Annotated in this window: 10 protein-coding genes; 9 read left to right on the top strand and 1 reads right to left on the bottom strand. The window is 75.1% G+C overall.

Annotation, left to right across the window (positions count from 1 at the left end):
* The first annotated feature begins 19 nt into the window (after nucleotides 1-19).
* From gmk to AC0VX2_RS06110, 5 genes are all read left to right on the top strand, one after another.
* On the top strand, nucleotides 20-670 hold the full coding sequence (gmk, locus tag AC0VX2_RS06130; protein WP_010078602.1) for a guanylate kinase: 651 nt from the start codon (nucleotides 20-22) through the stop codon (nucleotides 668-670).
* A 66-nt stretch (nucleotides 671-736) separates the two neighbouring features.
* On the top strand, nucleotides 737-1,177 hold the full coding sequence (gene rpoZ, locus AC0VX2_RS06125; protein WP_010078603.1) for a DNA-directed RNA polymerase subunit omega: 441 nt from the start codon (nucleotides 737-739) through the stop codon (nucleotides 1,175-1,177).
* 7 nt (nucleotides 1,178-1,184) lie between these two features.
* Nucleotides 1,185-2,471, top strand: coding sequence for a bifunctional phosphopantothenoylcysteine decarboxylase/phosphopantothenate--cysteine ligase CoaBC (coaBC, locus tag AC0VX2_RS06120; protein WP_044659810.1), 1,287 nt, complete (start codon nucleotides 1,185-1,187; stop codon nucleotides 2,469-2,471).
* Nucleotides 2,472-2,486: 15 nt separating this feature from the next.
* Nucleotides 2,487-3,749 (top strand): methionine adenosyltransferase, encoded by a 1,263-nt coding sequence (gene metK / locus AC0VX2_RS06115; RefSeq protein WP_010078605.1) that lies wholly within the window; start codon nucleotides 2,487-2,489, stop codon nucleotides 3,747-3,749.
* Nucleotides 3,750-3,762: 13 nt separating this feature from the next.
* Nucleotides 3,763-5,925: a primosomal protein N' family DNA-binding protein gene (locus AC0VX2_RS06110; protein WP_309225964.1), complete on the top strand. Its 2,163-nt coding sequence runs from the start codon at nucleotides 3,763-3,765 to the stop codon at nucleotides 5,923-5,925.
* A gap of 8 nt (nucleotides 5,926-5,933) precedes the next feature.
* Here the strand turns inward: AC0VX2_RS06110 and AC0VX2_RS06105 are convergent, their stop codons facing one another.
* Nucleotides 5,934-6,989: an alpha/beta fold hydrolase gene (locus AC0VX2_RS06105; protein WP_036336590.1), complete on the bottom strand. Its 1,056-nt coding sequence runs from the start codon at nucleotides 6,987-6,989 to the stop codon at nucleotides 5,934-5,936.
* A gap of 272 nt (nucleotides 6,990-7,261) precedes the next feature.
* Here AC0VX2_RS06105 and AC0VX2_RS06100 point away from each other — a divergent pair, with 272 nt between their 5' ends.
* The 4 genes from AC0VX2_RS06100 to AC0VX2_RS06085 all read left to right on the top strand — a co-directional run bounded on the left by AC0VX2_RS06100 (nucleotide 7,262) and on the right by AC0VX2_RS06085 (nucleotide 13,254).
* Nucleotides 7,262-8,587 (top strand): YkvI family membrane protein, encoded by a 1,326-nt coding sequence (locus AC0VX2_RS06100; protein ID WP_036336588.1) that lies wholly within the window; start codon nucleotides 7,262-7,264, stop codon nucleotides 8,585-8,587.
* A gap of 157 nt (nucleotides 8,588-8,744) precedes the next feature.
* Nucleotides 8,745-11,252: a leucine--tRNA ligase gene (leuS, locus tag AC0VX2_RS06095; protein WP_036336586.1), complete on the top strand. Its 2,508-nt coding sequence runs from the start codon at nucleotides 8,745-8,747 to the stop codon at nucleotides 11,250-11,252.
* Between the two features lie 46 nt (nucleotides 11,253-11,298).
* Nucleotides 11,299-12,273 carry a DegV family protein gene (locus AC0VX2_RS06090; protein WP_036336584.1) on the top strand — a complete coding sequence of 325 codons (975 nt, stop codon included), beginning with the start codon at nucleotides 11,299-11,301 and terminating at the stop codon, nucleotides 12,271-12,273.
* Between the two features lie 129 nt (nucleotides 12,274-12,402).
* Nucleotides 12,403-13,254, top strand: a complete 852-nt coding sequence (locus tag AC0VX2_RS06085; RefSeq protein ID WP_036336582.1) for a ComEA family DNA-binding protein — start codon at nucleotides 12,403-12,405, stop codon at nucleotides 13,252-13,254.
* The last annotated feature ends 23 nt before the right edge of the window (nucleotides 13,255-13,277 follow it).

Raw genomic sequence — 13,277 nt, 5'->3', positions numbered from 1 at the left:
CGTCCCACCAGGAGGATGCGTGACCGACACGTTCGACCCCGGACCCGCCCCCGCCGTCCCGGTGGCCCGCACCGCCGTCCAGGAACGCCCCCCGGGCCCGGGCGTCACCGTCCTGGCAGGACCCACCGCCGTCGGCAAGGGCACCGTCTCGGCCTATGTCCGCGAGCACTATCCCGAGGCCTGGCTGTCCGTCTCCGCCACCACCCGCCCGGCGCGCCCGGGTGAGGAGGACGGGGTGCACTACTACTTCACGACGCCGGAGGAGTTCGACTCCCTCGTCGAGGCGGACGAGATGCTGGAATGGGCCGTCGTCCACGGCGTCCACCGCTACGGCACGCGGCGCGACCGTGTGATGGAGGCCGTGGCGCAGGGGCGCCACGTCCTGCTGGAGATCGACCTGCAGGGCGCGCGCCAGGTCCGCCGTGCGCTGCCGGAGGCCACCTTCGTGTTCCTGGCGCCGCCGAGCTGGGAGGAACTCGTGTCCCGGCTGCTCGGCCGCGGCACCGAGAGCCCGGAGGAACAGCGGCGTCGGCTCGAAACGGCTAGACTGGAACTCGCAGCGGAACCCGAGTTCGACGCCGTCGTCGTGAACGACCGCGTGGAGCGGGCCGCCGAGGAACTGGTGAGACTCATGGGGCTGGACCCCGAGCGCCGTCCGACCGAGGCCTGAGGACCGGCCGCACCGACGCCGCACCCGGCGCCGACGTGACAGTGAGATGAAGACTTTGGAGACCCCGTGACCGAACAGTACGAAGGCATCGTCAACCCGCCCATCGACTCCCTGCTGGAGCGGGTCGACTCGAAGTACGCCCTGGTGCTCTTCGCCGCCAAGCGGGCCCGGCAGATCAACGCCTACTACTCGCAGCTGCACGAGGGGCTGTTCGAGTACGTCGGCCCGCTCGTGGACACCCAGCTGAACGAGAAGCCGCTGTCCATCGCCCTGCGCGAGATCGAGGCCGACCTGCTCGTGTCCCGCGAGGCCGTCGAGGCCACCCCGGAGGCCGACCTGGCCGCCGAGGACTTCGGCGACTTCTCCCTGCCGGGCGAGGACGACCCGTTCGCCACCCTCGAGTCGGCCGACGCCCACCAGCCGATGGGCGATCCCGCCGCCATCGAGGAGGCCGCCGAGACGGTGCGCGCCGAGGAGGGCACCTCCGAGGACGCCCCGGAGGCCTGAGCCCGTCATGGAGATCGTCCTCGGGGTCGGCGGCGGCATCGCGGCCTACAAGGCGGCGCTGCTGCTGCGCCTGATGACCGAGGCCGGCCACGGCGTGACCGTGGTGCCCACCGCCAACGCCCTCGAGTTCGTGGGCGCGGCGACGTGGGAGGCCCTCTCCGGTCGCCCGGTCCGCACGGACACGTTCGAGGCGGTCGACGAGGTGAACCACGTCCGGCTCGGCCGGCGTGCGGACCTCGTGGTGGTCGCGCCGGCCACCGCCGATCTGCTCGCGCGCACCGCCGCGGGGATGGCGCCCGACCTGCTGGGCAACGTGCTGCTCACCGCCACGTGCCCCGTCGTCCTGGCCCCCGCCATGCACACCGAGATGTGGCACCACCCCGCCACGGTCGCCAACGTCGCCCTCCTGCGCGAGCGCGGCGTCACGGTCGTGGACCCCGCCGTGGGCCGGCTCACCGGGGCCGACTCCGGCGCCGGGCGGCTGCCCGAGCCCGCCGAGATCTGGGAGCGTGCGCAGGCCGCCGCGGCCGCGGGCGCCCCGCGCCGTCCCCGGGCCTCCGGGTCCGACGCCGAGCCGACACCCGGCCCGCTGGCCGGTCGCACCGTGGTGATCACGGCCGGGGGCACCCGCGAGGCGCTGGACCCGGTCCGCTACCTGGGGAACCGCTCCTCCGGCAAGCAGGGGGCCGCCCTGGCGCGCGCCGCCCTCGAGGCCGGCGCCACCGTGCGGTTCGTCGCCGGGTCCATGTCCGTCCCGACGCCCGAGGGCGTCGAGCGCGTCGTGCCCGTGGAGTCCACGCAGGACCTGCTCGAGGCCGTGCTGGCGGAGGCCGCCGACGCCGACGTCCTCGTGATGGCGGCGGCCGTTGCGGACTTCCGACCGGCCGAGGTCTCCGACGCCAAGATGAAGAAGGGCGACGACGGCGGCGCGCCCGTCATCGTGCTCGAGCGCACCCCGGACGTGCTCGCCACGGCCGTGCGGACCCGCTCCGAGGGCGGGCCCATGGCCCCGCTCATCGTCGGCTTCGCCGCGGAGACCGGCGACGCGACGTCCTCCGTGCTCGAGTACGGCCGGGCCAAACTGGCGCGCAAGGGCTGCGAGATGCTCGTGGTCAACGAGGTCGGCACGGACAAGGTGTTCGGCCGGGACGAGACCGCCGTGACCATCCTGTTCGCCGACGGCCGCCCCGCCGTGGAGACCGTGGGCTCCAAGGACCAGGCGGCGGCCGCCGTCGTGCAGGCGATCGTGGATGACCTCGCCGGTCGCGACCCCGCCGGCGCGTCGGGCCGCTGACCTAGACTGTGCGGCATGACCGATGCCGCCTCGCTGAGCCCCGCCCGCCACGCCGACCCGTATTCGGGGGTGGGCGGCGGAGAGCTCCGCCTCTTCACCTCCGAGTCCGTCACGGCGGGCCACCCCGACAAGATCTGCGACCAGATCTCCGACGCCATCCTGGACGCGATCCTCGCCGCCGACCCGTCGGCGAAGGTGGCCGTGGAGACCCTGACCACCACCGGCCTGGTGCAGGTGGCCGGCGAGGTGAACACCTCGGCGTACGTGGAGATCCCCAAGATCGTGCGCGAGACCATCCTGGACATCGGCTACGACTCCTCGGCCAACGGCTTCGACGGCGCCCAGTGCGGCGTGAACATCTCCATCGGCCAGCAGTCCTCGGACATCTTCGCCGGCGTCTCCCGGTCCCTCGAGGCCCGCGAGTACGGCTCGGCGGACGAGGTGGACGAGCAGGGCGCGGGGGACCAGGGCATCATGTTCGGCTACGCCACGGACGAGACCCCGGCGTACATGCCCATGCCCATCTACCTCGCGCACCGGCTCTCCGAGCGGCTCACCGCGGTGCGCCGGGCGGAGAACACGCCCATGCCGTACCTGCTGCCGGACGGCAAGACGCAGGTCACCATCGGCTACGCGCCCGGCCACGTGCCCACCACGGTCGAGGCCGTGGTGGTCTCCACGCAGCATCACGAGTGGGTCACGCAGGAGCAGCTGCGGGCGGACGTGGAGGAGCACGTGATCCGGCCCGTCATCGAGCGCTCCGGCCTCGACACCTCCGGCATGCGGATCATCATCAACCCGGGCGGCAAGTTCGTCATCGGCGGCCCCGTGGGCGACGCCGGCCTCACCGGTCGCAAGATCATCGTGGACACCTACGGTGGCATGGCCCGGCACGGCGGCGGCGCCTTCTCCGGCAAGGACCCGTCCAAGGTGGACCGCTCCGCCGCCTACATGCTCCGCTGGGTCGCGAAGAACGTGGTGGCCGCCGGCCTCGCCTCGCGCGCCGAGTTCCAGGTGGCCTACGCGATCGGCTCGGCCCGGCCCGTGGGCCTGTACGTGGACACCTTCGGGACGGCCACGGTGCCGGAGGAGAAGATCATCGAGGCCGTGAACGCGGTGTTCGACCTGCGTCCGGCCGCCATCGTGAAGGAGCTGAACCTCCTGCGGCCCATCTACCGACGGACCGCCGCGAACGGCCACTTCGGCCGGGACGACGCCGACTTCACGTGGGAGCGCACGGACCGCGTCGAGCAGCTGCGCGCTGCCGCCGGCCTCTGATCCGGAGGCGGGCATCACGGACACGCTGTTCGCCCTCCCGGAGCCGGAGGACGCGCCCCGACTGCCGGAGCGGGCCGAGGGGTGGCCGGAGCGGCCGATCGCCCGCGTCCTGCTGGACTCGCCCGTGCCGCACCTGGACCGCGAGTTCGACTATCTCGTGCCCGTGGCCCTGGACGACCGGGCGGTCCCCGGCTCCCGCGTGTCCGTCCGCTTCGGCGGACGGGCCATGACGGGCTGGCTCGTCTCGCGGGAGCAGGAGCCGGCCACCGGCGCCCAGCTCACCGAGCTCACCGGCGTGCTCACCGCCATCCCGCCGCTGACGGAGGAGGTCCTGGCGACGGCTCGCGCGGTGGCCCGCCGCCAGGCCGGCGTCGTCACGGACGTGCTGCGGGCCGCGGTGCCCCCGCGCGTTGCGCAGGTCGAGAAGGCCGCCCTGGCGGAGGACGCGGAAACCGCCGCGGACCACCCTGTGACGCTGACCGGCACGGACGCCGAGCGCCCGGAGCCTCCCGCGGCGGAGGAGGGCCTCGTGCCCACGGTGTGGGAGTCCCTCGAGGGGGGCACCGCGTTCGTGTCCGCCGTGCTGGCCGGGGACGCCGCGCGGGCGGCCGCCGTCGTGCCCTCGCGCCTGTTCGAATGGGACGAGGCGGGCGCGCTGGCCGCTCTGGCGCGCACGGTGGCCGCCTCGGACGGCGGCGTCCTGCTGCTGGTGCCCGACCACCGCGACCTCGACCGGCTCTGCGCCGCCCTCGACGAGCACGTGGGGGAGGACGCCTACGCGCGGATCGGCTCCGAGGACGGCAACACGCCCCGGTACCGCGCCCACCTGGCCGCGCTGCGCGGCACCCGGCGCATCGTGGCCGGCACCCGGGCCGCCGTGTGGTCGCCCGTGCGCGACCTGAGGCTGGTGGTGCTCTGGGACGACGGCGACGACGCGTGGGCAGAACCCCGCGCGCCCTACTTCCACGCCCGAGAGGTCGTGTTGGAGCGGGCCCGCGCGACCGGCGCGGCGCTGCTCTTCGCCGGGCCCTCCCGGTCCGTCCCGGTGCAACGGCTCGTCGAGTCGGGCTGGCTGCTGCACCTGGGCCCCTCCCGCGCGACCCAGCGCGAGCTCGGGCCACGGGTCGTCTCCACCGCCGACGCCTGGGAGACGGCGCGCGACCCGTTCGCGCAGCGGGCGCGGCTGCCGCAGGCCGCCTGGGCCGCCGCCCGCGCCGCGCTGCTCGGGCCACGGCCGGGCCCGGTGCTCGTGCAGGTGGCCCGGGCCGGCTTCATCCCAGCCCTCGTGTGCGAACGGTGCCGCACGCCCGCCCGCTGCCGCGTCTGCGCGGGGCCGCTGGGCTTCCGCGACGCGCGGGCCGCCCGGCACGGGGAGGTGGCCTGCCGGTGGTGCGGCACCCGGGAGCGCGGCTTCCGGTGCACCGAGTGCGGCGGCACGACGCTGCGGGCCGGCGCCCGCGGCGTGGACCGCACGGCCGAGGAGCTGGGCCGGGCGTTCCCGCGCGTGCCCGTGCACGCCTCCTCGGCGCAGCACATGCTCGGCTCGGTGCCGCCCGGGCCCTCCCTGGTGGTGGCGACCGTGGGGGCCGAGCCGGCGACGCCCGACGGCTACGCGGCCGCCCTGCTGCTCGACGGGGACAGCCAGCTCCAGCGCGAGGGCCTCGACGTGCCGGGCCGCGTGCTCGCCCGCTGGCTCGCGGCCGCCTGCCTGGTCCGCCCCGCCTCCGACGGGGGCGTCGTGGTGGTCACCGCGGACGCGGGGGAGGCGGTGAACGCGCTCGTCCGACGGGACCCCGACGGCTTCGCCGCGCGCCAGGTCGCCGAGCGGCGCGAGCTGCACCTGCCTCCCGCCGGCCGCCTCGCAGAGGTCACGGGGGAGGCCGCCGCCGTCGCGGAGTACCTCGAGCTCGTGGAGGCCGCCCGCCGGGAACGGCCGGACGAGGACGTCCACGAGGATCCGCACTCGGCCCCGCTCGATGGCGGCCCGGCGCGGCTGCCCTGGATTGGGCCGGTGCCGGACCCCGCCGACGAGACCCGCTCCCGCGCCCTGCTGATCTTCCCCTACGCGGCGGCCGAGGCCACCGTCGGCGCCCTGCGCGCCGCCCGGTCCGCAGCGAGCGCTCGGCGGGAGACCGCCCCGGTGCGGGTGCGGCTCGACCCGGCCGGGGTGCTCTGAGGGGCCCGTCAGCGGCCGGCGCGGCGGAGCCAGTCGCGGATCAACGCCGCACAGGCGGCCGGCCGCTCGTAGTGCAGCAGATGCCCGACGCCGTCGAGGACGTGCAGCTCCGCCGTGCCGCCCGCGTCGTCGATCGCCGCGGCGAGCGCCTCCTGTGCCGGCACCGAGCCCAGCGGATCCTCCCGCCCCGCGACCAGCAGCACCGGCAGGCTGAGGCGGGCGGCGACGTCGGCCACGGAGCCCGTGCTCGAGGCGCGGTACGCCTCGGAGAGCATGCGTGCGGAGGCGAAGTCCGAGAAGTGGCGCCGGTGCTGGTCATGGGTGTACGCGAGGACATCCCTGTCCCTGGTGCGGGTCATGGCGAGCGTGGTCACCCACACGACCGGCGGCGCGCCCAGCAGCAGCCGCGCCGGGCGCTCGGGCAGGCGGGCGGCGACCTCGTAGTACCCCTCGGCGACGGCCGCCAGCACCCGACTCGACACGGACGCCGACGCCTCCAGCGCGGGTTCGGCGATGGGGTTGAGCAGGACCAGCCGTCCCCACCGGGACGGGTCCCGCGCGACCAGCTCGGCCGCCACCGTCGTCCCGTAGGAGTGCGCGACCAGCACGGGGGTCGCCCGCAGACCCAGGGCGGCGACGACGGTGGCCACCGCGTCCGCGTGATGGGCCACGGTGTGCTCGGCGTGGGGGAAGGGCTCCGAAGCCCCGAAGCCGGGCAGCTCGATCGAGTGGATCGGATGCTCCGGGAGCGCGTCGGCCAGCAGGGCGAGGCCGTGGTGGTCCCCGCGGAAGCCGTGCACGAACACGAGCGGGGCAGCGGCCGCGTCCCCCTCGGGTGCGCCGGGCGATCCCGGCGCGGCCACCGGAACGGGGGTGTACTCCCACACGGCCACGGACGACCGGATCCCGCTGACGGGGTCCGGGACGGCCAGGGTGTGCCGGCGGGGCGTCCGGGCCGGGTGGCCCGTGAGCACGCGGGGATCGGCGGGCGCCGCGGGCGGGCGCAGCAGATCGCGCAGGCGGACGGGCGGGCCCGGGGCGGCGGACGGCGTCGGGACAGGCACGTCCCCACCCTAGCCAGGCCTTCGACCGCCGACGCCGTGGCGCCTCGTCTCCGCTGGACGCGGGGACGGGGTCCGCCGAGATGCTCGGCCTGATCGCGACCGCGGCGTGCCAGCGGGAGGGCGGCCTTGGGGTGGGCCTGAGGCCACGCTGCCCGGAACCCGGCGACGCCTGGTCCTGGCCACGATGGCGCGCGCGTGCCTACCGTACTCCGGCCCGTCCTCGGTCCCGGGGCCCGCACGGGCGCACCCCGTCCCCCACGAAAGGCCCATGCGTGCAGCACCCCGTCGCGCTCAGATCCCTGAAGATCGCCCTCGCCTTCGTCGGCCTGCTCGTCGGCGCCGGCTTCGCCACCGGCGCCGAAGTCATCCAGTACTTCGTGGGCTTCGGCTGGATCGGCGTCGTGGGCGCGGGACTGGCCGGCCTGCTCGTCACCGCCGGCGGCGCCGTCATCCTCCAGCTGGGCAGCGTGTTCCTCGCGGCCGACCACAAGGTCGTCTTCCGCAGCGTCTCGCACCCCGTGATGGCCCGGATCCTGGACGTCGTGGTGACGGTGACGCTCTTCGCGATCGGCGTCGTCATGCTCGCCGGGGCGGGCTCGACGCTCGCCCAGCAGTTCGGCTGGCCGACGTGGGCGGGCTCCACCCTGATGACCCTGCTCGTGCTCGTGACGGGCATGCTGGACGTGGAGAAGGTCTCCGCGATCATCTCCCTGATCACGCCCCTGGTGGTCGTCGCGGTCGTGGCCGGGTTCGTCCACGTCCTGGTCACCCGCGACGGCGGCTTCACCGCCCACGAGTCCCTCGCCGTCCAGGCCACCACGCCGGTGGACCCGTGGTGGCTGTCCTCGGTCAACTACTTCGGCCTCGTCGTCGTGATGGCCGTGTCCATGTGCCTCGTGATCGGCGGGTCCATCACCCACCCCCGGGAGGCGTTCCTCGGCGGCCTCACCGGTGGCCTGATGTACACCGCCCTGCTCCTGATGGCCTCCACGCTGCTCTACCTCGGCTACGCCGAGATCGGCCGCGCCGACGTCCCCATGCTGCGGCTGTTCGCCTCGATCGCGCCCTGGCTGGGCTGGGCGATGGTCGTGGTGATCTACCTGATGATCTTCAACACCGCGATCGGCATGTTCTACGCGCTGGGACGCCGCCTCACGGCCGACCGCCCGGGCCGCTACCGGCCCGTGTTCGCCGGCGTCACGCTGCTGGCCTTCGCGGTGAGCTTCGTCGGCTTCGGCGACCTGATGAACGTCGTCTACCCGGCGCTGGGCCACCTGGGGATCGTGCTCGCGCTCGTGCTCCTCGTCTGGTGGCTCACCCACCGCCGGCAGATCTCCGCCGAGTCGGGGCTGCGTCTGCGCCTGCTCGCGCTGCTCCGCCTGCGTGAGCATCCGGAGAAGACCTTCACGGCCCAGCACGCAGTGCAGCTGCAGGAGGCGGTCGGGGACTCCGTGGCGGCCCCGGACGCGGTGACGGAGGCCCTCGAGGACGAGGTCGCCCAGGTGCTCGAGGAGGACGACGCGCTCACCTCCGGAGGGGCGCGCCCCGGTCCCGACGCCGGGCCCGAGCGTCCGGCAGGCGGCAGCCACTCCGCCTGAAACCGCGTGCCCGGCCGGGCACGGCGTCTCGGAGCGGCCCTGCGGCCGGGCCGGGGCGCCGTCGCCGTAGGATGGGGTGGCCGGCCGTGCCGCCGGCCCCGTCCGCGCCGCCCGAGGGCCGGCGCCCCATCCCGACTGCGTGAGGACTCGAACCGCCGTGAGCCAGACCCCCGACAGCGCCGTGCCGGCCACCCCCAGCATCCCCGCCGACGCGGAGTACTCGTTCCGTGACGTGGAGGCCCGCTGGGCCGGGTACTGGGAGCAGGCCGGGACGTTCGCCCCGCGCGAGGACGGCTCCGAGACCCGCACCGTGGTCGACATGTTCCCGTACCCGTCGGGCGACCTGCACATGGGGCACGCCGAGGCGTTCGCGATGGGCGACGTCGTCGCGCGCCACTGGATGCAGCGCGGCTTCGACGTGCTGCACCCCATCGGCTGGGACTCCTTCGGCCTGCCGGCCGAGAACGCCGCCATCAAGCGCGACGCCCACCCGGCCGAGTGGACCTACGCGAACATCGAGACGCAGAAGCGCTCCTTCCAGCGGTACGGCATCGCCGTGGACTGGTCCCGTGAGCTGCACACCTCGGACCCCGAGTACTACCGGTGGACCCAGTGGCTGTTCCAGCAGCTGTACCGCAAGGGCCTGGCGTACCGGAAGGACTCCCCGGTCAACTGGTGCCCCCAGGACCAGACGGTGCTCGCCAACGAGCAGGTCGTGGACGGCCGCTGCGAGCGCTGCGGAACCGAGGTCACCAAGCGGACCCTGAACCAGTGGTACTTCCGCATCACCGAGTACGCGGACGCGCTGCTGGACGACATGGACCAGCTCACCGGCCACTGGCCCGAGCGCGTGCTCGCCATGCAGCGCAACTGGATCGGCCGCTCCGAGGGCGCCCACGTCGACTTCCAGGTCGAGGACGGCCCCGTCGTCACGGTCTTCACCACCCGGCCGGACACGCTGCACGGCGCGACCTTCATGGTGGTCGCCGCCGACGCGCCGCTGGCCGCCGAGCTCGCCGGCGACGACGTGCGGGCCGAACTCGAGGCGTACCGGGAGGACCTGAAGAAGGTCTCGGACATCGACCGCCAGGCCACGGACCGCCCGAAGAGCGGCGTGTTCCTGGGCCGCCACGCCGTGAACCCGCTGACCGGTGAGCGCCTGCCGATCTGGGCCTCGGACTACGTGCTGGCCGACTACGGCACGGGCGCCATCATGGCCGTGCCGGCCCACGACCAGCGCGACCTCGACTTCGCCCGCGCCATGGGGCTGCCCGTGCGCGCCGTGCTGGACACCGGCGAGGAGGACCCGGCCGTCTCCGGCGTCGCGACGACCGGCGAGGGCATCCTGGTGAACTCCGGGGAGCTCGACGGCCTGGACAAGACCGCGGCCATCGCGCGGGCCATCGAGATCGTGCAGGAGCGCGGCACCGGCCGGGGCACCACCACGTACCGGCTGCGCGACTGGCTGCTCTCCCGTCAGCGCTTCTGGGGCACCCCGATCCCCGTGGTCCACTGCCCGGACTGCGGCGAGGTGCTCGTGCCGGAGGACCAGCTGCCGGTCACCCTGCCGACCGACCTCAAGGGCGAGCAGCTCGCCCCCAAGGGCCAGTCGCCCCTGGCCGCGGCGACGTCGTGGGTCGAGGTGGACTGCCCGCAGTGCGGCGGCCCCGCGCGACGGGACACCGACACCATGGACACGTTCGTGGACTCGTCCTGGTACATGCTCCGCTACGCGTCCCCGAACGACGACGCCCGCGTCTTCGACCCCGAGGCCCTGCGCCGCTGGCTGCCCGTGGACCAGTACGTGGGCGGCGTGGAGCACGCGATCCTGCACCTGCTGTACGCCCGCTTCTTCACCAAGGCCCTGCACGACCTCGGCCTGGTGCCCTTCACCGAGCCGTTCCGCGCCCTGCTCAACCAGGGCCAGGTGCTCAACGACGGCAAGGCCATGTCCAAGTCGCTGGGCAACGGCGTGGACCTGGGCGACCAGCTGGACCAGTTCGGCGTCGACGCCGTGCGCCTGACCATGGTGTTCGCCTCGCCGCCCGAGGACGACGTGGACTGGGCCGACGTCGCCCCGGGGGCCGCCGGCAAGTTCCTGGCCCGCGCGTGGCGCCTGGCCCGCGACGTCCGCGCGACGGGCACCCCGGCCGGCACGGACCCGGCGGACGGGGCCGTGGCCCTGCGCCGGGTGACCCACCGGACCGTGCACGAGGCCCAGCAGCTGCTGGACGACGGCAAGTTCAACGTGGTCGTCGCCAAGACGATGGAGCTGGTCAACGCGGCCCGCAAGGAGATCGACGCGGGTGCCGGCGCGGCCGACCCAGCCGTCCGCGAGGCCGCCGAGGCCGTGGCCGTGCTGCTCTCCCTCGTGGCGCCGTACACGGCCGAGGACATGTGGGTGCTGCTCGGCCACGAGCCCTCCGTGGTCCGCGCCGGCTGGCCCGCGGTGGACGAGGCGCTGCTGGTCGAGGACACCGTCACGGCCGTCGTCCAGGTCAAGGGCAAGGTCCGCGACACCCTCGAGGTGCCCGCGGACATCACCGCCGAGGACCTCGAGGCGCGCGCCCGCGCGTCGCAGAAGGTGCGGAACTTCATCGGGGACGCCGAGATCGTCAAGGTGATCGTGCGGGAGCCCAAGCTCGTGAACCTGGTGATCCGCTGACCGCGTGAGACCGGCCCCGACCGAGCCGGGGGAGAGGAGGCAGGCCGTGGCGAGCATCGAGCAGTGGCGCGACGACGCGCTCGTCCGCCTGCGCTCCCGCCGCTCCCAGCTGGCCGGGCGGGCACGCTACGGGCTGCGCCCGCCCCGCCGGGACCGCACGGCCGTCGTCACGGACTCGGCCGCGGCCCTGCCCGGCGCCGTCCTCGGACACGGTCTGGCCGCGGGGATCCGCCAGGTGGCGCTGCCCGTCATGGTGGGCGAGCAGATCCACACGGAGGGCACGGACGAGCTCGCGCTGGAGCTGCCGCTGGCCCTGGCCGCCGGCACTCCGGTCCGCACCTCGCGGCCCTCGCCGGGCGCGTTCCGGACGGCCTACGCCGAGCTGGCCCGCGCCGGCTACGCACGCATCCTCTCCGTCCACCTGTCCGGCGAGCTCTCCGGCACCGTGGAGGCCGCGCGCCTGGCCGCCGCGGACGCCGAGCGCCCGGTGACCGTGGTGGACTCGCGCACCGTGGGCTTCGCTCTGGGCACGGCCGTGGTGGACGCCGCCGTGGACGCGGGGGTGGGAATGCCCGTGGCCCGCATCCGCGAGCGGCTCGAGGCCACCGTGGACTCCAGCCACGTGCTGTTCACGGTGCCCAGCCTCGAGCAGCTGCGCCGGGGCGGGCGGATCAGCGGGCTCGCCTCGCTGCTGGGCACCCTGCTGCAGGTGCGCCCCGTCATGGCCGTCGACGACGGCGCGATCGGCCTGGTCGACCGCCCGCGGTCCGCGGCCCGCGCCGTCGACCGGCTCGTGGAGCTCGCGGTCGAGAGGGCCGGAGAGGACCCGGTGCGGATCGCCGTCCACGAGTACGGCGACCCCGAGACGGCCATGCAGCTCGCGGAGCGTCTGCAGCCGATCTCCACCACACCCGTGCCCGTCGTCGAGCTGCCCGCCGTGCTCGCCGCGCACCTGGGCCTGGGTGCGCTGGGCGTGGTGATCTGCCCACTGGAATCGCCCACGGGGGGCTCGGGGGACTGAGGCCGCCCGTGCAGGAGCGCAGCGGAGACGGGCGCGTCCGTTCCTGCACACCGCCCCGGACCGCGGTGGTCATCCCCAGGCCGGGTACGGGACGCGCCCGGCTCAGACGCGGGGACGCAGACTGCCCGCATGAGCCCCAGCCACCGCCTCTGCGACGATCCGCCCGCCTTCGCCCCGGACCCCGCGGCCGTCCCCGACGTCGACACGGCCGGCCCGCACGCCGCGTCCCGGTGGGAGCGCACCCCGCCCCGGGGCCCAGTGCTGCGGTGGCGGCCGGCCCTGCTGGCCGTCACCGTGCTGCTCGTCGCCGCCGCGGCCTGGTGGGCGGTGGCCTGGCTGACCACCCCGGCGCCGCCCGCGGCGGTCCCGGCGGCCGCGGCCGGTGCAGGCATCCCGCAGACCGGCGCGCCCTCCGCCGCCTCGACGGCGGCCGGCACCGACGCGCGGACGCCCGAGGCGGGGCCGTCGGGGGAGGCGTCCGGGTCCGCCGGGTCCACCCCGCTGCGGGTGCACGTGGTGGGCGAGGTCGCCCGGCCGGGTGTGGTCAGCCTCGCGCCGGGCTCCCGGGTGGCCGACGCCGTGCGCGCGGCCGGGGGCCCGACCCGGCACGCCCGGGCGGAGCGCATCAACCTCGCGGCCCCGCTGGACGACGGCCAACAGGTCCTCGTCCCCTCCGCCCACACGCCGCAGGACGCCCTGGACCGGGTGGCCGGGGCCGCGCAGGCTCAGCCCACGCCGACCACGGGCGGGGCCGGTGCCACTGGCGAGCCTGGCGGTGCCGAGCCCCGCGGCACCGTGGACCTGAACACCGCCGACGCCGCAGGCCTGCAGACCCTGCCCGGCGTCGGCCCCGCCACGGCGGAGAAGATCATCGCCCACCGCGAGACGGTCGGCCCGTTCACCGGCCTGCAGGACCTGGACGCGGTGCCCGGCATCGGCCCGGCCACGCTTGACCGGCTCCGCGACCTCGTCTCGTGGTGAACCCGGCCCCGGGCCCGCCCAAC

The sequence above is a fragment of the Micrococcus sp. iso_239 genome, assembly GCF_056173395.1.
The sequence above is the reverse complement of the archived record's forward strand: the minus strand, read 5'-3'. Positions and strand labels throughout refer to the sequence as shown.

Bases quoted from the DNA above. Each gene is read 5' to 3' on its own strand.
- metK (WP_010078605.1), top strand. From the start codon at position 2,487: ATGACCGATGCCGCCTCGCTGAGCCCCGCCCGCCACGCCGACCCGTAT.
- coaBC (WP_044659810.1), top strand. From the start codon at position 1,185: ATGGAGATCGTCCTCGGGGTCGGCGGCGGCATCGCGGCCTACAAGGCG.
- AC0VX2_RS06085 (WP_036336582.1), top strand. From the start codon at position 12,403: ATGAGCCCCAGCCACCGCCTCTGCGACGATCCGCCCGCCTTCGCCCCG.